At 48.8% G+C, this 24296-nt stretch carries 22 protein-coding genes and 1 CRISPR repeat array (1 of these 23 running past the window's edge); of the genes, 18 read left to right on the forward strand and 4 right to left on the reverse strand.

From position 1 onward, the window contains the following. Positions 1-428: 428 nt before the first annotated feature. Genes B8987_RS12140 through B8987_RS12150 form a run of 3 tightly spaced genes read right to left on the reverse strand, consistent with a single transcriptional unit; the run spans position 429 to position 3182 of the window. On the reverse strand, positions 429-635 hold the full coding sequence (locus B8987_RS12140) for a hypothetical protein (protein ID WP_020373433.1): 207 nt from the start codon (positions 633-635) through the stop codon (positions 429-431). A 35-nt stretch (positions 636-670) separates the two neighbouring features. Continuing rightward, a complete protein-coding gene (locus B8987_RS12145) occupies positions 671-2233 on the reverse strand; it encodes an acetate--CoA ligase (RefSeq protein WP_242940671.1) in 1563 nt (520 codons plus the stop codon). 55 nt (positions 2234-2288) lie between these two features. Further along, positions 2289-3182 carry a DUF2268 domain-containing putative Zn-dependent protease gene (locus tag B8987_RS12150; RefSeq protein WP_084661646.1) on the reverse strand — a complete coding sequence of 298 codons (894 nt, stop codon included), beginning with the start codon at positions 3180-3182 and terminating at the stop codon, positions 2289-2291. Between the two features lie 161 nt (positions 3183-3343). Between B8987_RS12150 and B8987_RS12155 the strand changes: the two genes are divergently transcribed. The 3 genes from B8987_RS12155 to B8987_RS12165 all read left to right on the forward strand — a co-directional run bounded on the left by B8987_RS12155 (position 3344) and on the right by B8987_RS12165 (position 5276). Beyond that, positions 3344-4213 (forward strand): acyl-ACP desaturase, encoded by an 870-nt coding sequence (locus tag B8987_RS12155; protein ID WP_020373426.1) that lies wholly within the window; start codon positions 3344-3346, stop codon positions 4211-4213. Positions 4214-4548: 335 nt separating this feature from the next. Continuing rightward, positions 4549-5040 (forward strand): GNAT family N-acetyltransferase, encoded by a 492-nt coding sequence (locus B8987_RS12160; protein ID WP_084661647.1) that lies wholly within the window; start codon positions 4549-4551, stop codon positions 5038-5040. Positions 5041-5096: 56 nt separating this feature from the next. Then, positions 5097-5276, forward strand: coding sequence for a hypothetical protein (locus tag B8987_RS12165; protein ID WP_084661648.1), 180 nt, complete (start codon positions 5097-5099; stop codon positions 5274-5276). 86 nt (positions 5277-5362) lie between these two features. Here the strand turns inward: B8987_RS12165 and B8987_RS12170 are convergent, their stop codons facing one another. Then, entirely contained in the window at positions 5363-7105 is a 1743-nt protein-coding gene (locus tag B8987_RS12170; RefSeq protein ID WP_084661649.1) for a class I adenylate-forming enzyme family protein, read from the reverse strand. Between the two features lie 181 nt (positions 7106-7286). Between B8987_RS12170 and B8987_RS12175 the strand changes: the two genes are divergently transcribed. The 15 genes from B8987_RS12175 (at position 7287) to B8987_RS12245 (ending at position 23329) form a co-directional block, all read left to right on the forward strand. Continuing rightward, on the forward strand, positions 7287-7610 hold the full coding sequence (locus B8987_RS12175; protein WP_028962137.1) for a nucleoside triphosphate pyrophosphohydrolase: 324 nt from the start codon (positions 7287-7289) through the stop codon (positions 7608-7610). A 448-nt stretch (positions 7611-8058) separates the two neighbouring features. After that, complete coding sequence (locus tag B8987_RS12180) at positions 8059-8685, forward strand: hypothetical protein (RefSeq protein WP_028962138.1); 627 nt, start codon at positions 8059-8061, stop codon at positions 8683-8685. 64 nt (positions 8686-8749) lie between these two features. Continuing rightward, positions 8750-9388, forward strand: a complete 639-nt coding sequence (locus B8987_RS12185) for a hypothetical protein (protein ID WP_084661650.1) — start codon at positions 8750-8752, stop codon at positions 9386-9388. Positions 9389-9742: 354 nt separating this feature from the next. Further along, positions 9743-10810, forward strand: coding sequence for a hypothetical protein (locus B8987_RS12190; RefSeq protein ID WP_084661937.1), 1068 nt, complete (start codon positions 9743-9745; stop codon positions 10808-10810). After that, a complete protein-coding gene (locus B8987_RS12195; protein ID WP_084661651.1) occupies positions 10807-12495 on the forward strand; it encodes a redoxin domain-containing protein in 1689 nt (562 codons plus the stop codon). The genes B8987_RS12190 and B8987_RS12195 overlap by 4 nt, the downstream gene beginning before the upstream one ends. A gap of 21 nt (positions 12496-12516) precedes the next feature. Then, the gene (locus tag B8987_RS12200; RefSeq protein WP_028962141.1) at positions 12517-13443 is read left to right on the forward strand and encodes a hypothetical protein; all 927 of its coding nucleotides are present in this window, start codon (positions 12517-12519) and stop codon (positions 13441-13443) included. Beyond that, the gene (locus B8987_RS12205; RefSeq protein ID WP_020373417.1) at positions 13440-13985 is read left to right on the forward strand and encodes a hypothetical protein; all 546 of its coding nucleotides are present in this window, start codon (positions 13440-13442) and stop codon (positions 13983-13985) included. The genes B8987_RS12200 and B8987_RS12205 overlap by 4 nt, the downstream gene beginning before the upstream one ends. A 278-nt stretch (positions 13986-14263) precedes the next feature. Continuing rightward, positions 14264-16084 carry a putative bifunctional diguanylate cyclase/phosphodiesterase gene (locus tag B8987_RS12210; RefSeq protein ID WP_084661652.1) on the forward strand — a complete coding sequence of 607 codons (1821 nt, stop codon included), beginning with the start codon at positions 14264-14266 and terminating at the stop codon, positions 16082-16084. A gap of 362 nt (positions 16085-16446) precedes the next feature. Further along, a complete protein-coding gene (locus B8987_RS12215; RefSeq protein WP_020373415.1) occupies positions 16447-16752 on the forward strand; it encodes an NIPSNAP family protein in 306 nt (101 codons plus the stop codon). Between the two features lie 336 nt (positions 16753-17088). Then, positions 17089-17469 (forward strand): YidH family protein, encoded by a 381-nt coding sequence (locus tag B8987_RS12220; protein ID WP_020373414.1) that lies wholly within the window; start codon positions 17089-17091, stop codon positions 17467-17469. A gap of 43 nt (positions 17470-17512) precedes the next feature. Then, the gene (locus B8987_RS12225; protein WP_020373413.1) at positions 17513-17908 is read left to right on the forward strand and encodes a YidH family protein; all 396 of its coding nucleotides are present in this window, start codon (positions 17513-17515) and stop codon (positions 17906-17908) included. A 369-nt stretch (positions 17909-18277) separates the two neighbouring features. Further along, positions 18278-19693, forward strand: a complete 1416-nt coding sequence (locus B8987_RS12230; protein WP_242940672.1) for an HD domain-containing protein — start codon at positions 18278-18280, stop codon at positions 19691-19693. Between the two features lie 573 nt (positions 19694-20266). Further along, positions 20267-21127, forward strand: coding sequence for a formyltetrahydrofolate deformylase (gene purU, locus B8987_RS12235; protein WP_020373552.1), 861 nt, complete (start codon positions 20267-20269; stop codon positions 21125-21127). Between the two features lie 176 nt (positions 21128-21303). Continuing rightward, positions 21304-22515, forward strand: a complete 1212-nt coding sequence (locus B8987_RS12240) for an RtcB family protein (protein ID WP_020373553.1) — start codon at positions 21304-21306, stop codon at positions 22513-22515. 142 nt (positions 22516-22657) lie between these two features. Continuing rightward, positions 22658-23329 (forward strand): VIT1/CCC1 transporter family protein, encoded by a 672-nt coding sequence (locus B8987_RS12245; RefSeq protein ID WP_202802119.1) that lies wholly within the window; start codon positions 22658-22660, stop codon positions 23327-23329. A 311-nt stretch (positions 23330-23640) separates the two neighbouring features. Further along, a CRISPR array of direct repeats spans positions 23641-24296; the repeat unit is 30 nt; unit sequence GTTTGTAGCCTACCTATGAGGAATTGAAAC; it runs 3327 nt beyond the window's last position.

Below are 24296 nucleotides of genomic sequence, written 5' to 3' on the forward strand. Positions count from 1 at the left end.
CTGGCCCCTGGGTAAGCGATTTAAATTGGAGCGTTGTGCCTCTTGACGAATTCCAACACAAAGCGCCGACATTGCACGATCCTAGGCCACAAGGGGAAGGATCAAGGCACCCAGGCGCAGCCCGATCGAGGTTTTTTGTCGGTCGTGAAGACCTGCGTCCGGAGAACCACGTCGCATGTGATCTCCAAAAACGTCTACAGGGCCTTCTTTCCGCGATAAAATCTTACGACTATCGAATATGTTGGAGTGGTCCCTGCAAGAGGGAAGGTATTTCAAATTACTTTGGCTCAGAAAAAATACCGAGCAGCTCTTGGCGAAACTACTCGGCTTTTTAATTAGTTTAATTGAGATTCTAATCCAGTTGCTGAGTCGGAATGTCAACTTGGAATACCAATGTTAATCAATTTGGACGACATCCTATAAAGTCCTCAGAGCGCATGGTCCCAGGCAATCGTCATGGTGCGTGACGCGACGCTAGGATATAATCCACCGACCCAGTCTAAAAATGCGTTGCTCGTGTCATTGTCTCGATGCTCATGATGGTGGCCATTAAGGTCGGCCCCCAGATCGGCAATTTGAATGCCTTCTTCGACGTGGGCCATGAAAAAGAAGGCGGTTGCGACGAGTGAGGTCAATGAACGTTCTTGGATCAACCGAAAGAGATAATGGTTTATTTAGCGTGATCGTGATGCCACAGGTCTGTTAATGCCGTAATGGCGTTGGGATCTTCGATGGTCGAGACGTCTCCCGGATTCTCCTGGCGAACTACAGCACGCAATACTCGACGCATAATTTTTCCGCTACGCGTCTTTGGCAAGATCTTGACGAATTCGATGGTGCCGATTACGGCGACCGCTCCCAGTTCGCGGCGCACCGTGTGGCGGATTTCATCGGCCAGTTGCGGCGAGGATTCACACCCCGGACGCAAGACGACGAACGCAGCGATCACATCCCCTCGCAAGGGGTCAGGGACTCCTGTAACACCCACTTCTGCCACTGCAGGATGTCGCAAAATGGCCGTTTCCACTTCACTCGTGCCAATGCGATGTCCCGCAATCTTCAAGATTTCGTCCGCTCGGCCACTCACCCACACATAGCCGTCCTCGTCGATGGTGGCGGCATCTCCTGTCACGTAAACGCCAGGCATTTGCTCCCAGTATGAGGTGCGGTAGCGTTCGGAATCGTTCCATAATTCTTGAGTGAGTCCGGGAAATGGATGAGTGATGACCAGACTGCCGGGCTCGTTGGGGCCCGCTATGGTACCGTCGGGCTGTCTTATGTCAACGCCGTAACCTGGGAGGGGAATTCCCGCAGAGCCTGGTTTAATCGGCAATAGACCCAATGGATAGGGATTGCCGATGACGGGTCCTCCCGTTTCAGTTTGCCACCAGTGGTCAATGACGGGAACCCGGTTGTCAAAAACGTCATGTTGAAGCCATTCCCAAGCCGGCGCGTTCAGTGGTTCCCCGGCGGAGAATACACGGGTCACACTTGACACATCGTGTTTGCGTGCGACATCGGTTCCGTATTGCATTAACAAGCGAACGGCCGTGGGCGCAGTCAAAATCGCACTGACTTGATGTTCGGCAATAATACGGTAAAAGTGTTCAGGGGAGGGGAAATCCAGTGCACCTTCATAGCTGATAGTGGTCGCACCGACGAGAAGGGGTGCGTAAACAATAAAACTATGTCCAACAATCCATCCGATATCTGAGGTCGACCACCACACATCGTGATGGGACAAGCCATATAAAATCGCGGAGGCGTGAAGAATACCGACTTGATAAGGACCATGCATGTGGACGACTAATTTTGGGCGTGCGGTGGTTCCTGAGGTTGCGAGAATAAAAGCCGGCGTGTTCGATTCCAGCGGAATCGCTTCCGACGTGTGGCCTGGGGCGGCTTGTAGCAGATCGTTCCACAGAACTGTACGTGCTGGTACGGCGGGGAGCGCCTTGTCCGTCCTTCGCTGCCAGATGAGAGTGTGGATAGGCGAATGGGGAGTGTTTAAGGCTTCGGCGACTATGGAATAGAGGGGAATAACTTTTCCGCGGCGATAGGAGACATCACTGGCGATTAATACGGTGGCTTGAGCTAACTGAATTCGCTGGGCTAAGGCCGCAGCTCCGAATCCAGCAAAGACGACTATGTGAATGGCGCCAATTCGGGAAAGAGCGAGCATGGAAAAAATGGCTTCGGGTCCGGTGGGTAAACCTTTTCGAAGTGAACGCACAATGTGGCGGGACATGCGTGAAGCCAATACCGTATTGACGAAGCTTTTAGATGCCTTAAAGACCCCTTATTATCCTGGCATTCAAGCGGCCTTGCATGATCTGTGGACCCAAACCAACGAGTGGGGAAGACCATCCGCGGTCCCCGAAAGAATTGGCCAGTTCCAGAAAGGCGGTTGCACACTGTGTGGTTAGCCTCTGCCACGGGATCAAAGGATGCTTTTGACGGTATGATTCAATGATCTGGTATCCCAAGGCATATCCTGTCCATAAGGGGAGATGGAGTTCTGGGGAGCCAAAAAGCCACTGGCTGGCATCCTTCCCTTGTACAAAGAGGTGTTGACGATATAAAGGCCATAAATTTTCGGCATCTTGTAAGGTTAACAAGCGAGTCCACGGAACGGGCGCAGGTTTGGACAACACATGTTCTGCAAAATGATCGGCGAGCCCTTCTAAAATCATGCGTTCGAGCAATGTTTCGTGTGCTTCGCTAAGGGTGAGGGCGTGAATGCGCCAATGATGATGATATTCATGCGCGATGGTGGATTCGACAATGGGCAGAGAACAGGATTGGGGATAGATGACGAGCGAAATTTCGCCTTGATAGGTCGTAAATGCCGACACGCCTTGCAGTTTATCCCGGCCAAATTCATCACCAGGATCCATGGGCCACAGTTTAATGGTTAAGGGATGAATTAACGGATATTGCCTGGTGATGTGATGAAGACGTGCAGTCACAAAGTCTTGAATGCGGAGCGTGTTCAAGGCATCCAAAAGGGACTGAAGGGTGTCACCATCCGTGTCTAAAGACACACACCCAAACGCGGTTAACTCTTCCCATTGTAACGTCGAAACATTCAATGCCTGCAGCAATGATGACGGGGTCTTATAGGTTTTATGGCACCAATCTTCAAGAATACTAAGAGTTGGATAAATGACAAAGGGATGCATAAATAGGTTCCTTTCTTTAGATCTTTAGACACAAAACAAAAGAGACAAAAATGAAACATTAGACCCGTCTTGCGACTGCCACGACATTCCGAAAATTCTTCATGACTTCTTGGCTACCTTGTGTTAGACTGAATCAAACGTAAAAGAGGTGTAGCAGAATTATGGGTTTTCTCAATAGCACCCTGGATACCTTGTACCAGCGGCATTTGGAACTTAGCAACAAGGTCGACTGGGGTTATCATCGTTTATTGCCGTGGGAACGAGGACGCAATTTTATCGATGAACCATGGAATGAAAATCAAGGCACAATCTCCCCGGAATTGACGATGGCTGTTGAGACAGCCATGCTTACCGAGATCAATTTACCATGGTTTACCACAGGATTGCAAGCAGTATTTGCTGACGCTCCCTCCGCTCTCAAGCATTTTATTCACACCTGGACGCGGGAAGAGGACCAACACGCTCGCATTTTGGATGTCTATCTTCTTCTCAGTCGCAATGGGGATCCCGATATGCGTGATCACATTCGAAAAAATGTGATTCAGGCCGGGTGGCAAGCAGAAGCCACGGATCCTTTTGCGATGATGATTTATACGAGTTTGCAAGAACTGGCTACCCGTGTTTTTTATTTGAACTTAGCTCGAGCGGCCGAGGCGCAAGATCCGGTATTGACGACGATATTGCGTGCGGTGGCCAAAGACGAGACCTTGCATTATGCCTTTTACCGTGATGCGGCAAAAGCCTACATTGAAGAGGATCCATCGCGCATTGCCACGGTGTGCCGAGTGATTCCGCGCTTTGTGATGCCCGGATTCGGGATGCCAAATTTCCGCCAACGACTCAAAGTGATTGCGCAATATGCCAACTATGGGGTGAAAGATTACTATCACAGCGTTTTGCGAGTCGTTTTAGAATTCTGGGGCATTTTGCAATATGACGTGTCAAGTAGTACGAAAGATGCTCGGCAAACCTTGGATCGATATTTGTCTAAACTCGGGCGTGTCGCGCAACGAGAAACGGCACAAGCGTAAAGAATCCCGTTGCATCAAAGATATTCAGGCTCTCACGGATGACATTTATTTGTGCATTGGCTGATGGGGTTGTCAGTTAATGTTCTTCAATGTTTGCACACCACGAGATTATCCTTCCATCGATTTGGTGCGCCGGTTCAGATCGTTGATTTTGCAATGGCTTCACCGAAAACCTAGGGTTCCCTAGGTATTTTTTTATATAATTCGTTATGTGAGAATCACGCGATGTACCTTCTTCCAAAAGTCAACAGTTTAAGCCGGGAATAAAAATCGTGAAATTTTCCTATAGTGTTGGGAATTTCTCTACAGCTCGAGGAAAAGGACGGTTCGAGGCGATGATGGTCATTCAAAAAGCGAACGAACACGATGTCCTAGGGATTTGCCGTGTGTGCCAAGAATCCTATTGGGAAACGTACAGGGGGCTGCTGCCGTCATCTTATATCACTCGGATTATCAACCAATTTTACCAACCGCCACGCATTCTGAGCGAAGTGAGGCGTCACGAATGGTGGGTCGCCAAGGACAATGATACCGTTCTTGGTGCAGGATCAGGAGGAATGACAGGAGCGGGTGTATGCGAGTTGTTTGTCCTTTATGTCGATATTTCGTGGCGCTATCACGGAATCGGATCCCGGTTGTTAGATGCCATTACAGAAGAATGCCGGGCTCAGGGAGCAAAAACTCAGTGGGTGTCCGTGACTCCTGGTAATCTCAAAGGTATTCCCTTCTACGAATCTCGGGGTTTTGTTTTTCAGGAAGTCATCCCGGCTTATGCTCAAATCGACGGAGAAAACTTGGTGTCCCTACGGTACATGCGCCGTATTTAAGTTGCCGCTGGGAACTATCTAGCCCCTCATATACTTTTGTCTAAAGGGAGAGAACTATGCCAGATAACGCATCACGGCCGGTGACGTGGCGACAGATCGTTTACAAAAGCCAACAAATGCATAGTCTTTTTGCCACCACCGTAACATTTGCCTGGTTTGCGATCTTGTGGATTTGGGGATCCGCTCTTCACCAGTCCCGCCATCTACGCCGATTATTTCATAGACATCCCGAATAATTTTGAGAATAAGAATATCCGCGTAAACCCGTATTATTTAACAAGAATTGGAATGGCGTTGGAGCAGTTTACGCGGATGAGCCCAATTATTCGACATGGCCTAATGTCGACGATTTATGATTGATGAGGGAAACTGCACGGTCTCGTAAGATGAATTTTTGTATCTTTCCTGAGCCTGTTAACGGCCAATCTTCTGCATTAACGAAAAAGATATATCGAGGGATTTTGAACCGGGCAAGAGAGTTCTGACACCAATTCCATAAATCTCGCCGACTCACGTCTGCTCCTTCATGGAGTTCAATAAATGCTGCGCCGATTTCAGTTGTCAACGGATCCGGGACGCCCACAACATAGGCTTGTTTGACAGCTGGATGCTGACTAAGAATTTCTTCGACTTCTTTGGGGGCTACATTTTCTCCAGATACTTTGAAGAGATCCTTACTGCGTCCTAAAAATTCAATATAGCCATGTTCATCGATCCGTCCTAAATCTCCACTGCGAAACCAGCCGTCTTTGTCGAAAGCGGCCAAAGTTTCTTCTGATTTATTGTAATAACCGCGACTTACAATATTTCCTCGCACGGTCAATTCCCCAATACTGCCGGGAGGGAGGTCTTGGCCAGTGTCAGGATCAATGACTTTATATTCCACATTGGCACCGTCAAATTCTGGCAACCCCGATACTCCGCCCGGTTTTATGCGGCCCACTCGGGTGACAACGACACTGATGGGATCACCGACCTCCGTATGCGTGGTGGAAGCGGTGACTTCTGTTCCACCGTAGCCTGTACAAATTTCAGTTAAGCCAAAAATGTCAACGGCTTTTTGCCAAACGGGTACAGGAGCAGGCGCTGCCGCACACATTAACGCATAAAGATGAGACCAATCATAGCGATCCGCATCGGGGTGATTAACCAAACTAATGAGCATCGAGGGCACGCATAACACGTCGTGTACCTGGTATTGCGCCATCAAAGCAAGAGCTTGCGTGGGCTGAAATTGAGGTTGGAGAATGAGAGTTCCTCCAACAAATGAGGATGCTAAGACGCCTTCTTCGAGAGCAAAAACATGGTAAAGTGGTAAAGGTGTAAAAATTCGTCGGCCGTCTTCGAATGCTCGACTCAAACATGTACTGTATGCACAGCGAAGGAAGTTATCATGGGTTAACATGACTCCTTTAGGGTGCCCAGTTGATCCTGACGTATAGATAATTGCAGCGACTTCATCCGGGTAGCGACTCTGTCGCCATCGAGTTTCCAATTCGTCATCCGCAATCTTATTTCCTTCCGAAACAAAACGTTCCCAAGGCATAAACGGTGTGGCGTGGTTTATTTTGCTTGGTGTTGAAGACATCATGATGATGTGTTCGAGAGTTAGAGGACTGTGGGTATGGCGTGAGGCGTGCCACAATTCTTCGATTATGTGTTCGTGATCGATCCGGCCTATGTTGTCTTGAAAGATGAGGATGCGTACATCAGCTTGTTGAATAATGTAGTTTAGTTCATGCTGCAAGAGCATGGTATTCAGTGGGACGGCTACCGCTCCAACAATGTCGATGGCTATCCACAAAGTCATAAATTCAGGTTCATTGGGTAGTAATAAAGCGATGTGATCTCGCCTTCTTACCCCAAGAGCAAGCAATGCCTTGGCCAAGATCCACGCTTCATCCCATGTTTCTTGGTACGTCAGATTGCGCCTGGGGGAAACAAGAAAGGGGCGCTGCGAATACAGCTGCGTAACAGCATGCAAATGACGTGCAATGGTGCGGCGGGTCCATGAGGGCACAAGGTTCATGAGATACCGCCGCCGGTCCTCTACAGGATGCACCATTCAAACCATCCTTTCCGCAAAAAGAATTCATTTCGCCATTTCCTTCCTGATTAGTTAAGTTCATGATGAATCGATTTGAATTATTTTTCAATATTACGATTTAGCACGACCTTGGCAGGAAATCGACAGGCCATCGCGAATTAAGTCTTAAATTATTTTTCTGTCGTGAGAGAGGATAAAAATGCCACAATATAACAAATTGGTACGTGATAATATTCCCGAGATCATCAAAGCCACGGGGAAATCCTTCCGGACTCGCATACTTGATCCAGAAGAGAAAAAAGACATGCTGCAAGCCAAACTGCAAGAAGAATTACAAGAATATCTCACCGCAAGTACCGATGAAGCGGCTTTAGAAGAATTGGCGGATTTATTAGAAGTCATTGATGCATTAGCGGTAGTTCACGGGCGAACGTGGCAACAACTTCGACAAATTCAAGACGCAAAGCGTCAACATCGGGGAGGATTTTACCAGGGCATCTTTCTAATCGATGTCGATGATTAATGGCACACGGGTCATGAAGGCTTCGATGATCTAAAAGATAAATGCTAAATTGGGTTTTGAAAGCTTGAAACGGCGAGAGGATCGCTGTCTTGTATGACAACGATCCTCTCGCCATCCTCTATATGGGGAATCCTCTATATGGGGAATGCTACAAATATTACCTGTTTTCGCTGCTCGCTAGAGCGTTTTAACATATGTAGAATCTTTCTTTTATCTCCCATTATGAAACGCCACGAGACGTAACTTTAATCCGTGCGGAGCAATGGCGAGTAGGCCCCTTTATCCTACCTCGCTAAATTCCACTTACGTAGTGATGTCCAAAAAAGTTACTCAAAAACTTGTTAACATCCAGGACTTTTTCTTGTGTTTGCGATAACGTTACTGGTAAGTCCAAAAACTTCCATATGAGTTTTCATATGATGCGGTTTAATAAGGAGGAGAGATTTCGATGGCTGATGAAACAGCGCGCCAACTTGATTATGAATTAGCGCGACTCATTGCCCGGCGCATAGCCTTCGACGAGGTATCCTTTCCTTCGCGGGATGTCATAAAAGCGTGGACAGAAGAACTCGAAATTCCCCATCACATTTTGTTCGCTGTTTTTGCCACCCTCGAAAGGAGTCAGAATAAAATTCCCCCACCGGAAAAACGACCGGTAACAACCATTCATAACGTGGAGAATCAGGAAAATCCCATCGACGTATGGCCATTGATGTGGTCTGCATCGTGGTCGGAAGCGACCTGTCTGTTAACGGTATCCTTTCAATATGCGACTCATTCGTTGGTTGAAGCCGTGATCTATTCTCTTAAGCCCTCATCATTTATCAAATTGGGTGCGGAGCTTAAGATTTCTGGAGGGGATCAAACTTATCAGGTCGTTCCCTTTCTGGGAAATCATAGACGCAACGACATCTATCACTGGATGGTCAGTCCTGCATTACCCGCTAACTGGTTTGAATTAACGTGGACACTGAGTCCTGCTGAACCGGTAGAGTTTTTTCCGGAGCCACCACGTAATCGTTCCATTATCGCTATTGATGTGCCCAAACGCTTTCACCCGCGGGATCTTGCCTAAAGCACAATCATCATAAAGACCGTGAAACATTGTGACAACCTTGGGAAGAAAGAAGGGAAATCTTATGTGGATTGTCCGGCCTGGTGATACACCTTATGAACCGAGTGATGAATTACGCCAAATCGATCAGCAACTCGTTCAGCTAATCCAACGACGAAAGACCTGTCAAGATTTTGAGAATATACCCAATGTCAAAACACTCCGTCAATGGCTTGGAGAGGACAATGACGCTGTGGCGAGAAGTTTATGGATTTTTCGCATGCTAGGAAATCCCGATTTGGAGAAGGCTCCCGAAATATTAGAACCGGAACTTCCTGTGGACGCGGAATCCTTAATGTTGGAAGTCGAATGGGATCACTATCGCCTGCTCTTGACCCATACCATCCGTTATCAAGAATATAGTTTGGTGTTAAGCTACTTAACGAGTCAACAGGCCATAGAACAAGGACTCCTTCAAGTCACCCTACAGATTGCTGGAGACAGTAGAAATTACCACGTAAAGGGACAATCGATGACATCCAATAATCAGTTCCTGTTCATTGAATGGCTTATAAGACCCGCCCTGCCACAGCGGGCTAAGAACTTGACATGGTCTGTTGTTCCATCCGAAAAGCCTATCTTTAACATTCGTTTTCCTGAAATGACCGTCCTAAGACCTTCTAGCCCGTTAAACTTTGTGCCATATTTGGCACCCGGTCTCTAAACCTCGAAATCTTTCATGGCGATCCATAATAAAGAGAGTCGGCGGGTTACGGCTGAGTCTCTTTATTTTTTCGCTCTTTTGAAAGTATTGACCGACTTATTATAGCCTATACCGGTCCCAAAACTCGATACCTTCCTTGTTCATTCTCGTCATGAGGATAGGCATCGTGAGTTTTGCGATATTTTTCCTGTTGTGTGACATAGCTCAGTTTAGTGCTAAACTTTTTAACGAGAAATTGCACTGATGCTTATAGGATTTAGGATGAATCATCTAGCGCGGGAGCATGAGTTCTAATAGCCCATGTTCTTGATATCGTCATTTTTAAGGGAATTGGGAGGGGATTGAACGGTGAATATGGGCAATCCACTACCCCCGCCGGTGGCGGAGGCAGATTTTTATCGGTTATTTTGGATTCTTGCAATCATCACATTGACTATTGTTGTTGTCGCTTTATTTAGACGGCTACGCCTTCATCGTGAACACGACGGGGTCTCGTCATTCCCAGTGGCTTACGAATGGCTCGCCCGAGGACTGGGCGCGTTGTGGCTGTTAGATGGATTATTACAAGCCCAACCACTCATGATCACTCGATTTATCGGGGGATTTTTAGCCCCATTAATTCAAGGACAACCCGCGTTGTTACGCAGTCTCATTGAGATTGGTGTACGCCTGTGGGGCATTAACCCAGTCATGTGGAATGAATTTGCCACTTGGATTCAAATCGACATCGGGTTATTGATTCTGTTAGGAAGTGTGGATAGCTGGCGACGTGTTGGCTTATGGCTCTCGGTGGCGTGGGGGCTGGTGGTGTGGATTGGCGGAGAAGCCATGGGAAGTCTCTTTAGTGGCGGATCGTGGTTAAGCGGCAGTCCGGGATCGGTCATTTTGTATGTCCTCCTCGCCTTCTTACTCTTGCTCTCTCCAAGCTTTTGGCAATCTTCTCGACCCACCAAAATTTTTCAGTATGGTTTGGCGGGCTTATGGGGCTTATCCGCGTTATTGCAAGCATGGCCGGCCTCGGGATTTTGGCAAGGTCAAAGTATGTCAGCTTATGTCTTGAGTATGGCGGAAATGCCGCAACCGGGAATTTTTTCGGAACCTCTGTATGCCTGGGCAAATTCCTTAGCCGCTCATCCTGCCCTTTGGAATGCCGTGCTGGTGATCACCTTCAGCATCCTAGCCATTTTATGGCTCATCCGGCCCAAATCGGTCGTTACGTGGTGGTTGACCGCGGTGGTGACCTTTGCCACGTGGTGGCTTGGGCAAGATTTTGGGGTTTTAGGGGGCATGGGGACCGATCCCAATAGCGGCGTGCTGGTGTTATTGTCTTTGGCTGTTTATGCACGCCTGGCAACGGTGCCCATTTTCGGTCGAAGTCTTTTCATGGATTCGACGCCAGCGAAAGGGCGGACAATGTCATGAAAAAATCACAACGAAAATGGATTGTTTTTGGTTTATTGCCCGTGGCAGCCTTTGCAGGCTGGGGGCTATCCCGGGTCTATCAGAACGCGCCCAGTACGCAGTTGACGGCGGCTGCGACAGAAGCCTTAGCTGCTGATGGCATGACGTACGTGAATAAACCGGCTCCTAATTTTCAGTTGCTGAATGCCCAGGGACAGCCAGTCAGCTTAACCCAATACCGAGGCAAAGTTGTCGTCCTGACCTTTTTTGATCCCGTCTGTTGGTGGGATTGCCCGCTCGAAGCGCAAGAGTTAGTCGATATGAACCATGTTCTGGGTCCTTTAGCGTCGCACGTCCAAATTATTGCGGTAGATGCGAATCCTGAATTTCATAGTTTAAAGGACATTCAAGCGTTTGATACCGAACATGGGCTAAATTCCGTACCCAACTTCACGTATTTGACCTCGCCTTCGGTCTCGACGTTGTCCCGGGTATGGCACAATTATTATGAATATGTGCATGTCCCCAAATACGGAATGGTCCAGCATGCGGATGTATTTTGGCTAATTAGTCCTAAAGGCCGTGAAGTTTGGTTGAGTAACCCTGAGGCTCAGACGAAATATATCGGCGGGACCGCACAATTGTTGGCCACCTACGTGGCCAAAATATTGCATCAACCTTTGCCTGACGTATCAAATCCCAGCAATAACCTAGGGCAAGGAGTCTGGCAAAGCATTGGACCATCCTATGCATTAGTCGGCAATGGCCTGAGCACCTGGTCGATCAGTCCCTATCAAGGTTACCGCACGGTGGAGCGATCCCTTAGTGGAGGTAATACCTGGCAGATTGTCACGCCAGAAGCCATGACGCAAAGGGGCGGCATTGAGGTTGAGCCGACAGGTGCCAACTCAGCGTGGGCGCTGGTGGGCGCTTATGGATATCAGGTCGATCCCGTCCTTCGCACGACCACTAATAGTGGTCAAACGTGGAGTGCGCCTTTGGTGATCCCAGGCCCCTTACCGCCTCGCGCTTTACATCCCTTGGTGGCTTCGTCACAAGAGACCGCATGGGTCATCAGCGATCACGAACTCTTAAGAACCACCACCGGCGGTCAAACATGGACAACACTGGCCCATAATGTGCCGTGGATGCCTGAAGCGTCTTTAAGTCAACAACCTCAGCAAGGTCTTTGGATGGGAGGACAGATTCACAGTGGTTCAAAGGCCTATTTATGGTCGTGGACCGGCAAGACGTTTACTCAGGTGCCATTGCCTGTGCCCACCTCGTGGGCTCATCAGAGCCTATTAGTGATGGCGCCCACATGGCAAAGTGCTAGCCAAGGCGAAGTTGCCGTGGTATGGACGCATCACGGTCAAGAATGGTTGATATGGGATAGGACAAGCAATGACGGGAAAACCTGGCAACGAGCGACGGTTCCCTTACAGATTCAGGGCAATCCTTATGCTGCCGTCAGCGTGAACGGCGATGTGGGATATGCGTTAACCGCGTCGGGTCATATTAACGCCTGGACGTGGAGCCAAAATACATGGCATGAGGAGATTATGCATTTGCCAGCGGGTACGCCGGTGGCCTTGGATGTCGCGAATAATGGCCATGTCATGGTGATGACGCGCCAAGATCAGATGACGATCCTTTGGGATAGCCAAAATAATGGCACGACGTGGACTCCGCATCATTTACCCTAATGCCTTGGGAGGTCTCATGAGATGGATAGCGCGTTCTCGTCGGTCTCATTACGCACCAAGATCCGGATGGCGGTTGCTCTCATGTGGGCCCTTTCTGGACTCATGATGCTGCAACCCAAGATCCATAGCCCGCTGTTCGTGAGTGATATTTTGGCGCCTCCTGCTGAAGCCTGGCAGCCCTTGGGAATTCAAAGGCTGTTGCAAGCGGCCGATACGCTGTGGCTTAAGGCACCCATGATATGGCCTGATGTTATCGCCGCCCTCGAGATAGGGGGAGCTCTTGTCATTGCATGGGGTCACAACACGGGGCGCACTGTGGCATCATTTGTGCTTGTGATCTGGTCGGTTATTGTCTGGGGCGTGGCAGAAGGCTTTGGCAACTTGTTTAATGGGACGGGGAGCCTTCTGACAGGGACGCCGGGTACAGCATTTCTTTATGCGATGGCTACCCTTTTGGTGATTATGCCCTCAGCTTGGTGGGAGAATCATCAGCTTGTCTACCGTGTGCGGCAAGGGCTTGGGTGGTTGTGGATTATGATGGCGGGGCTACAAGGGCTGCCAGGAGCTGGGTTTTGGCATGGTCCGCGTCTCGCTGAAGTGTTTGGCTTAGTGACGATGGATGGCTCCGAACCTTCATGGCTTCAAGCCAGTATCAATGATGGTGTGATGCTGAGCTTTCATCACCCATTGATGACCAATTTGTTTCTCGTGCTGATTATGCTGGCTGTAGGAATCGCCTGGTTAAAACGGTGGCGCTATGCCTTTGGGCTGTCTTTGGTGGTGATGGCCATCATTTGGATTGTGCCCCAAGCATGTGGCGGTATATGGACGGGCATTGCTCCCACACCGGGGATGATCCTGCCTCTGCTCATTTTCATCGCTATGGCCCGGGACGATCTCATGGGACAACAGCCTCTTTCTGAAAGGATTCAGGTGAAACCCTCATGATAGCGGGACGATCTGAGAGTTCCCAGGCACTGGGGTTGCGCTGGCTGGTGATGCTGATTTTAATGGGCGTCTATCTCGCCCTGATGTCTTCTCCCTTGTTTGAGATCATTCAGGCGGCCGACAAGAAGGGATGTATTGGCTGGCATGTTCTTTTGACATGGGCATTAACCGTGTTGGGGATGATTGCGACGCTTACCCTATTCGTGCAAGCCGATGTCTTGGTGGAACGACTCGTCGGGATCTTTTTGCCTCACAAGTCGTTAGAGGTGCACCAAAAAGTGGCCCGATATGGGGCGATGATGATTTTGGTGGGCAATGCTCTCGTTGGACTCATCTGGACGAACGGTGCCGTGAATGTGTTCGTTGACGCCCATAAACCGCTTTATGTGGAAACGGATTTATCCATTTTGGCTATGGGGTTATTAGGGGGCTTAGCCTGGCGCCTTTTATGGAAGAACTGGGCATGGCTAGGGCTCATCGTCACGGTGCTCATGTCCTATGGTGTCGTGGCCAATGTGTTAAGCCGCCACGGTTGGTGCTAAAAAAAGTCTCTGGCTTATCTCAACTCCTCGCTGCGGCGGGGAGGCTTTTTATTATGGTTATTTACCAAGAATTCTCACAATGCACCGCCGTTCAAACAGGTTTATCCTGACAGCATTCGTCAAAATCCAACAAATAGTCCATCCGAACAGGCCATATGGCCCTACCGAATTGTCATCAACTTGCCTACATTTATTAACATCTATCCCTAGGAAAATAAACGGCATAGCAATGGCCATCAGATCAAAGGGACAATGCCGAAGGAAAGGATGCCAATAAGATGGGACATGGATGGTCAATCAAGGATTCTTGGGATGATCCCAATGCCAATCATGAATATCGTCTGTACTCGGACCCGCAATTGTTTGGGGTAGTCGATGATGTTCTAGGGTTTGCCGATCTGCTCGGCTGGGATCATCATGATCAGCAGGTATTTAATGCCCTCCCCTGGGATACGATTGCCAACGAGGCGGTCACGAGGTTCTATGCCCGAATTCAGCAAATTCCTGAACTCGATGGATTCATCCGGAAACGGACAACCTATGACCGGATGCGAGCCTTATTGTGGGAGCATTTGCAGCGTTTGCGGGACAATCCGCAGGATCTGAAAGCCATCACCTATGCGGAAACCGTGAGCCTCGGGCATCTGTCCCGGGGTATTTATGGACCCCAGTTTCAAGCGGCGTATGCTTTGTTAATGCGTGAAGTTTTAAATGCGTCAAGGCAGGGCAGGACTCACACGACATGGTCCGAACAAGATGATGCTATATTTCGCCGCATGGTCATTGAAATGTTTATCATGAGTGCGACACAGGTGGCTTTTACATCCCGGCATGATGGGTTGACGCAGCTCCCCAATCGCGATTTCACGGAAGAACGCATTCAGGATTGGATGGGCGAAGGCACGCCCTTTACAGTGATTTTCGCCGACCTCAATGGGTTTAAGCCGATTAACGATCAATATGGTCATGGGACCGGAGACAAGGTTCTGCAAATCGTGGCACGCCGCTGGCGTCAATGCCTTCACCAAAGCGATTGGATTGGTCGATGGGGTGGGGATGAATTTTTAATCGTGTGCCGGGATCCCCACAATTCCGTGAGTGACCTTGTTGCGACCTTGCGAGATGCTCTGACGGTACCAATTGCCGTGATACCCAACCATCCTTTGAGCGTCTCGGCCAGTTTTGGCTGGGCCCATTTTCCACAAGACGGGAAAGATACAGATACCTTGTTGCAGGTAGCAGACCAATCCCTTTATGCGGCTAAGCGGGCCAGGCAATCCTGGTTGCTCGATCCCATCCATCCGGCGCAGTTCAAAGCGGCGGATGGCATTGCTTTCGTGGATGAAGCCTTAAGACAGGATCGGGTCCGGGTATTCTATCAGCCGATTATTGAGGCGAAATCTCATACTATTTGGGAATGGGAAGCTCTGGTGCGAATTGAGGGCTCTGATGGTCGGTTATATGCTCCTAAGGAGTTTTTGCCAGCGATTGCCCAACATCATTTGCTAAGGAAACTCGATGATCGGGTTATGCGCCTCGTCTTCCAAGATATCAGCCACTGGCATCAACATGGCTGGACCGGACATGTAGCCATCAATTTGAGTTATATGGACTTGCGCGATCCAAGTCTCTTGTCTTTACTGGCCTCATACCATCAGCAGTGGCCGTCCGTTAAACCGCATGCATTAACCTTTGAAATCTTGGAATCTGCCTTACTGGTCGATATGGATCCGGTGAAACAAACCGTGTCTGAACTTGATCAACGCGGCTATCATTTTGCTTTGGATGATTTTGGCACCGGATTTAGTTCGTTGGTTCATCTCCGCGAGTTACCGATCCGTCAAATCAAAATAGATATTCAGTTTGTAGCGGATTGGGCGAGTATAGCGGGCAGTCGCCTTCTACAAGCACTTTTGGCATTTGCTCAGACGTTGCATGTGCCGACGGTCGCCGAAGGCGTGGAGAGCCTGGAACAGGGACGTGCTCTGGCACGCTGGGGAGTCACAGGCTGGCAAGGATATGCCATTAGTTATCCCTTGCCAGCCCATGAGGTTGTCTCTTGGCAACTGCACTTTGACGATTCTATGCCAGATGAATGACGAATGGATGATGAATCGAGCGCATTTCAGTGCCGTTCTACCTTCCTAATCGTCCGTTAACGTGAGCCTATTGGGGCGTTTGAAACTGGAGACCACAAGGCAAGCGTGGGCTGGATTTAGATCAACGTGGCGAAACCGTAAGCATCTGTTCCCAGGTCTTTGGCTTTATGAGGAGTTTTATCCATGCCTTTTGGATTATAAGATGGGGAATATTCCGAATCGACGACGATAGGGAAGGTAGAGTACGCTGAGTCAAGGGTTACATTCTGAGGATTCTTATGCGAAGGCGCCGTAGGATACCTGAGATTTTTGTGCATCATCTGCCTAAGTATTTCATTCTTGTCGATGAGGAGGCAACATAGATGGCTTACATTTGGGTCCGTTCCGCGGTTATGCGACCTGAACGTGTACTAGACGCCATGACCTGGGCCAAACAAGTCACGGCATATGTCAATACCCTTTCCGAACACCAGATGTTCGCTTTATATCCCTTTACCGGGAATCAACGTCAAATCTTATGGACATGCCGTCATGAAAGTTTAGAGAGTCTGGAACAATGGATTGCGCGCGTACGTGATGATGCCGGCTATATCCGCATGGTGGAAACCGCTCAACCGGGAACATTTATTATGGAAATGGATGATAATATCTTGCGCATTTTGGATTAACCCGGGATTTTATCTTACGGATGATTTGCGATGACCCTAAGGTGTTGTTGGGACGCTATCTCCCGATCTTATTAGCTGACATCGTCCTCAAATGATTGGGGACGATTTTTTATGGTTACTCCTCTTATGACGTGCTCTTTTTATATACTGGTTATCCTTTCGGGATTATCGGGTATAAGCAAATGGAATTGCGTGAATCTATGCGAAAATCTTGTGGTCGCGTACAATCAGGAGAGATTCTTGCACTCATAGGCTTTTTGGGTGGGCCAATCAAAATTCATAGATACCATTCTGAGATGTCCAATGAGATGATGAGGTTAAGGAGTATTGTGAGCGTTGACCCAAGATGATCGCAGGTTGTATTACACAGATCCCCGCGTGTTGTTAGCCAATGAACGCAGTTTATTGAGCTGGATGCGCATGGCCTTGTATCTCATGGGATTTGCATTTTTATTGAGTAAAGCTGCTGTTATCGATAAAGTGCTGGACCCTGGCCACCAGATTCAATTGCTCCCTATGGTTCGTTCTGGGCATGTAGTGGGGGGTGTTTTGTCGCTTATGGCTACTTTTCTCGAGGTCGTGGCCTTGGTTCGTTATTACCGCAATATGACCAGGTGGCACCGAGCGGAAGATGGTCGAGGGTCTAAAGCTCCCACATTTTTTGGATCGATTGTCTTGGTCTGGATTGTGTTATTGGCGATCTATCTGCTGTCTTAGATTCAAAAACGATAAGACAAAATGTTTGTGGAGGAAGATGGGAATGGGACAACACCATGAAGATCAGGCGCAAAAAATTGCGATGTATACCGATCCCCGCGTGCTGCAAGCCAATGAGCGCACGTTATTGTCCTGGATTCGTACCGGTATTGCGCTCGTCACTTTTGGGTTTGTGATTACCAAATTCGGCCTGTTGGAATATCTCGTGGCGCCACAATTCCGCGCTTATTTACCCCGCCATATTCGCATTGGTCCCTATTTGGGCGCGACCTTATCGTTCTTTGCGGTAATGGTGCAAGTGGTGGCCATTGTTCGCTACCGGCGCATTTTTGACGGGTTCCATAAAGGCCTTAATCTCATTGGAGCCCATACTCCTATGGTTTTGGGTGTTGTTATGGTCTTTTTCAGTTTGGTTATTAGCATCTACTTGTTGTTTTAAGAGAGCAATTTTTCCGGTGTGTTCTTTTCTTGTTGTTTTCCAATAAACGGCAACAGATTGAATGCCTTGACATGGTGTAGGGAACATTAGACACGGCAAATGCGCTATTGGGTAAAGAGAAATCAGGGGTTTCTGACCTCGGTGCCGAGAAAATGACAGGTCCTCATACTCATGGGTGTAGCGTGTCATCAACAAAATCTAGACATCTCTTCCCCAAGAATCCCCCTTTGGATGAAAGGGGGATCTTTGTTAATGGGGTATGGATTCTTCAATCAGACTTGAATTTCCACTAAATATTTCCCGTGGCACCATCTTATGGGTACCATAATAGTCATATCCCATAGAGTAGGTGAAAGGGGGATAGCTGCAATGAACATTGGATTTATCATGGACCGTGATTTTTTGAGCGGTCAGCCGACCGATTCCGTATTAGTCACTCAATGGCTCATCAAAACTTCTCCGCACAAGATGCTTTATGTGACCACATCTGAGGGGACTTTACTGGGATTTATTCGTCTTCAAGATATTCAAAACCTTACGGGCGAAACACTACAAGAGATTATGGTCCCACTCGCAGAGACCCAGGTCGTGGCTCCGGATGATTCAACCGAGCTCTTAGGTCCTTTGTTTGACAATCATCCTGACTGGTCTTCAATTCCCGTGGTGGATAAGGGGAAGCTTATCGGCGTTGTTCCCCGGGAGTGGAATATCTTTTCTCACCGTTCCCCAGTTGAAGACTCAGCCAATTTTTCCCTCGAACCATTCCAGCAACAGATACTCGATGCGCTGTACACGGGTCTAATCGTTGTAGACCATCATGGGATTACCCGGATGCTGAATCCCGCAGGAGCAGAAATCCTCGATGTCAAACCGGAAGCTGTCGTGGGTAAACCTTATGAAGAATTGGCACAATACCTGTTTTCTCATATCACCGATTACTTAAAAGGCAGTGCTATTCCGTTAGCCTTGATGGGGGCCGCGACACGCGGAGAACGCCAATTGCGATTACCCAATCACCGCGATGTTTTGTTCAAGTTTGGTACGATTCATCACCAGGGTACGTTGCAAGCCATTTTAGTGACATTTATGGATATTACTGCACAAAAACAAGCGGAGGCCTTGGCTCACCATCAACAACAAGAATTGGAAATGGCTTTTGCCCTCACCCTACCAAATAGCAAAGTGGAAGCAAAGCTCAAATCCTCACCGGAATATCAAGATGTCTACGATCCGGAGAGTGGGAAAGCGCGCGTGACCCGGGTTATTCCCGACGGAACCTACCGCCACGTGATTAATGGTTTGCGGATTATGGCCGAACTCAAAGCCATCGGCGTATTTCAGTTGGTCGGCATTGATAAGGATACGCTGGTGCAAGCTTTCATCTTTCATGATGTGGGCAAAGCCCAACCCACGCTCCAGGTCGGCCAAGTCTTTGTCCCTCAAGACACATTTGAACCGGGATTTCTTCATGCGGGTCGGAGTGCCGACTGGGCCCGTAGGGATTATCATGTCTCGACCGATGTCGAGTGGATTGTTCGCTACCATCATACTCGCGAATCCGATTTGCCGGCAGATTTTCCCTCGGCATTGAAACCTATGTTGCGCATATTTCAATTGGTCGACGGCCTATCGGCAGCGATTACCCGCCGTAATGCGCGCATTGCGCCGATGACGTTAACAGGCAGTGTGCTGACAATCGATGAACGAAATGATGACACACGTTATGATCGCCGTTATCAATTGTCTATTTACACGGGAGATATTCAGCTTCTGTCCCGTACATAGGTGAGGATAGGTTTCATAGAAATTTTCCCCAAGTCTACTCATCGTTAACGTCTAAACACGATCTGCGCTCTTTCTTCCCTATATCCTCTAAGAGAGGCGAGAAAAAGAGGAAGCCGAATTTCTTAGCCGAAGGACGAGGTTTGGCTACAACCTGAGTAACAAGGGAAAAAATCAGCCGCAGAGAGTGTGGGCTTGGGAGCGTATGGGACGAAATTTCATCCCATCTTCTCACATGACGTTGATATGACTAGGCTTTTGCCGATGCAAGAACTAGGAAGCTCGAGTGAATCTCAACGGGCATAATCTTCTGGCAATTAAATTAATGGTATGATAGAGCACATCATTATAATCCATATGATCCATGGCGTGACCTTATCCGAGACCGTTTAGACGTAGCGTATTCTTTCCACGCTGTATACCCATCGAGATCGAGAACGCAGGGAAAAATTGGGTAGGGATGTTTCTTACGTTGTGGAGCTCTGAGACAGCGTCACGCTTTAAGGATGAATCAGCACGCTATCATCGAGTTTTGTCGAGAGGGATAGGGGAATTTCAAGGGGGAAGAGAAAAACCGTGAAAGGGTATCGTTTATTGGTCGCCTGTCTGGATCAACCAGGCATTATTGCGGCGATTTCTCATGTATTAGCACGCAATGGTTGCAATATTACATCCTTTGATCAATATTCTGAAGGGCCTGCCGGACTATTTTTTATGCGGGCAGAATTTGATATGGTGCATCATAGTGGGGATTTTGACCACGAGAAGCTCATCTCCGAATTTGACCGGTTGGCTCTCGAATACCATATGCAGTGGCGACTGACAGAACGGGACCGGGCACATCATCTCGCGGTATTGGTATCGCGTGAAGATCATTGTTTGAATGAATTGTTGTGGCAAACGGAGCGCGGTGATATTCATGCTGAGATTTCCGTCATTATCAGCAATCACGAGGATTTACGAGAACTTGCCGAGCATTTTCGAATTCCTTTTTATTATATTCCTGTCACTCCGGCGCAAAAAGCGCAAAGTGAGGAAAAACTGCATCAGCTCGTCCGTGACTATGCGATCGATACGCTGGTGTTGGCTCGCTATATGCAGATCTTAAGCGAAGATTTTGTCTCCCAGTATCCTGCGCAGATTATTAACATTCATCATTCGTTTTTGCCAGCTTTTGTGGGACCTAAGCCCTATCATCAAGCCTACGAGCGTGGCGTGAAGTTAATTGGGGCGACCGCGCACTATGTGACGGCTGAGCTAGATGCTGGTCCGATTATCGAGCAAGATGTGCACCGGGTCGACCACCGTCACCAGCTGGATGACTTTAAACGCATTGGCCGTCAAGTGGAACGGATTGTATTGGCCCGTGCTGTGAAATGGCATGTTGCAGACCGGGTGTTGGTATATGGAAACCGCACCGTTGTGTTTCCGATTTAAGGGCAGATTCTTGGCAATTATTGGGGATACTCATGCTATCATAAGCAGTAGAGAAAGGGCTTGAAAGCCACGCTGTATCACCATGTTTTCTTCTAGAATTAGCCGGGCATCTTGTGACAACAAAAATGGCTGCTATGGACATTTTGGAAACGGCGTGGCCGGGAGGGTATATGCCTATGGATAATGTCAAATTATGGCTTGCTCAAGATACCCCGATTGAAGACAAAGCTCGGGAACAAATTCAGGCGATGAGTGAACTGCCGATATTGGCCGGGCATATTGCGATAATGCCTGATGTACATTGGGGAAAAGGGGCCACAGTGGGCAGTGTGATTCCGACGACTGGCGCTATCATTCCCGCGGCGGTAGGCGTCGATATCGGTTGTGGAATGGCCGCGGTACAAACTACCATACGAGCAGACCAGTTACCAGACAATCTCAGTCTCATTCGCGACGCGATTGAAGAAGCCATTCCCGTTGGTTTTAATGCGCATGAACATGACCGCGCACTGGACCAGGTGTTGGCTCTTGATACCGGCAAGTCGTTTGCGCCGCGTCTTCGAGAACTGCGGGAACGCTTTAACAATCTGACCCTTCACGACCACCTTCCCAATAAATCGAAGCACCGCGTTGAAGCAGCCGTGTGGAAACAAATAGGGACCCTGGGAGGGGGCAATCATTTTATCGAATTACAAATTGGCGATGACGGATTTCTCTGGCTTATGCTGCATTCCGGTTCGCGCAATGTGGGGAAGAGTTTAGCAGAGGTCGCGATTTCTTTAGCGAGGCAGGAAGCGGAACAGCGGGGCGATATTCTTGGCGACAAGGATTTAGCATGGCTGATCGAAGGCTCTTCATCGTTTGTGGCTTATGTCGAAACGCTTTCCTGGGCGCAAGACTATGCGCGTACGAATCGGGATATGATGCTCGCTTTATTATGGCGCGCCATCGAGCCGTTTCTTCCTGCGAATATGGCGGCAAAACAGATCATTAATTGCCATCATAATTATGTGGAACGAGTGGTTGAAGAAAACCGGGTCTACTGGCTAACCCGTAAAGGGGCGGTGTCCGCTAAATCCGGAGAACTCGGCATTATCCCAGGGAGCATGGGCACGGCGAGCTATATTGTCCGGGGGAAAGGCAATCCCGACTCTTATTATTCCTGTTCGCATGGAGCGGGCAGACGACTAAGTCGCAATCAAGCCAAAAAACAATTTACTGTCGATGATTTGATTGCCCAAACCCAGGGCGTCGAAAGCCGAAAGGATGAGACCGTGCTTGATGAAATCCCGGCGGCCTACAAAGATGTTGATGCGGTGATCCAGGCTCAAGCCGATTTGATTGAACCGGTTGTGAAATTAAAGCAAGTCTTGTGTGTAAAAGGTTAAAAGTCGTAAGTCTTTATCCCACGGTTAGCTTAGACCAGGAGTGTTCACACTAAAAAACGATGAGGCACGAAATCCATTAGGGGGGTCTACCATCAGTCAGGGGATGCATCAAAAAACCGGGAAAAAACGTAAAGAGGAGCACTTGGCGGGGCGGGCAGGTTGGCTGCGCGCGGCCGTCTTGGGTGCGGATGATGGCTTGGTTTCAGTGTCCAGTTTGATGATGGGCGTCGCGGCTAGTGGCGCGGGTCCGGGCGCGATTATGACGGCAGGATTAGCCGGATTAGTTGCGGGTGCGATGTCAATGGCAGCCGGGGAATACGTGTCGGTGAGTTCCCAGCGTGATGTGGAATTGGCCGATAGACGCCGGGAAGAAGAAGAACAAGAAGAAGATCCTGAAGGCGAGTTGCGCGAATTGACCGCTATCTATCAATCACGAGGTCTCTCCCGGGAACTGGCTGAACAAGTGGCCGTTGCTCTTCATGCGGCAGGTCCCTTAGAAGCTCACTTGCGTGATGAAATTGGTCAGCGGCCCGATACGGCGGCGCATCCCTTGCAAGCTGGCATTGCCTCGGCAACGAGTTTCTTTGTAGGGGGGCTCGTGCCGTTTTTAGGGATGTTGGGAACAACAGCCTCTAGCCGGGTGATTTTGATTGTTACGGTTACTTTAATCGGGTTGATAGGGTCCGGAATCTTCAGTGCACGTCTTTCAGGAACACCTCCTTTAAGGCCGGCTCTTCGCTTGTTTTTAGGCGGTGGTGCCGCAATGCTTATCACGGCCTTAGTTGGACAGTTGGTTCATGCAGCTGCTGTTTAGTTCCATTTAAGTACGACGTTAGCTAAAATCCTTAGTGTTAGAGAAGTCAGTTACGATATCGATTGTCTTCTAAAAAACAATACTTGGATATGGGCAAATCTTAACTATTTGTATCTCTAGTCCTCAAAAACCATAAGGTTGGGATTTCTGTCGTCGATCGCCAGTAGCGCAAAAACCCCCGGGGATCGACGACACACATCAAATCCCCGAAATGCTTACTACACAAGCTATTCACGATTTGTGTCCATAAAGTTTCCTAAAATTTCCATGAACATCGGCGTTGACAACCCAATCATAGAGCCGCAAAATGGGTTTGTAGCCTACCTATGAGGAATTGAAACGGACCAAAGGAGCTAAAAAAATGAATCATTTTCCCGTTTGTAGCCTACCTATGAGGAATTGAAACCCGCAAATCCGTGAGGGCCGGGACGGCCAGTTCCGCGTTTGTAGCCTACCTATGAGGAATTGAAACATTCGGATTCTCTTGGTCCGGGTCCCACACGTGGTCCGGGTTTGTAGCCTACCTATGAGGAATTGAAACCGAGCTTTTCCGCGTCGTCAGTTCGGTGCAGGATCGTTTGTAGCCTACCTATGAGGAATTGAAACGCCTCGAACTGGAAAAGGACCGCAAACGCTTAGCCGAACGTTTGTAGCCTACCTATGAGGAATTGAAACTGGTGCCGGCACCGGCGCATCCGCAACAAGCGGCACCCAGTTTGTAGCCTACCTATGAGGAATTGAAACATCAAAAAGATCCCACCCGGCTGGCCGGTCCTCGGGTTTGTAGCCTACCTATGAGGAATTGAAACTCGGTATCGCCCGCATTCATGATCCACGCCTCAGACAGTTTGTAGCCTACCTATGAGGAATTGAAACGCGCCGTGGCTCCCATGCCCATCTCAATGATCACGGAATGTTTGTAGCCTACCTATGAGGAATTGAAACACACAATAGGTTCCATACCTCT

The organism is Sulfobacillus thermosulfidooxidans DSM 9293 (genome assembly GCF_900176145.1).
Taxonomy (GTDB): Bacteria; Bacillota; Sulfobacillia; order Sulfobacillales; family Sulfobacillaceae; genus Sulfobacillus; species Sulfobacillus thermosulfidooxidans.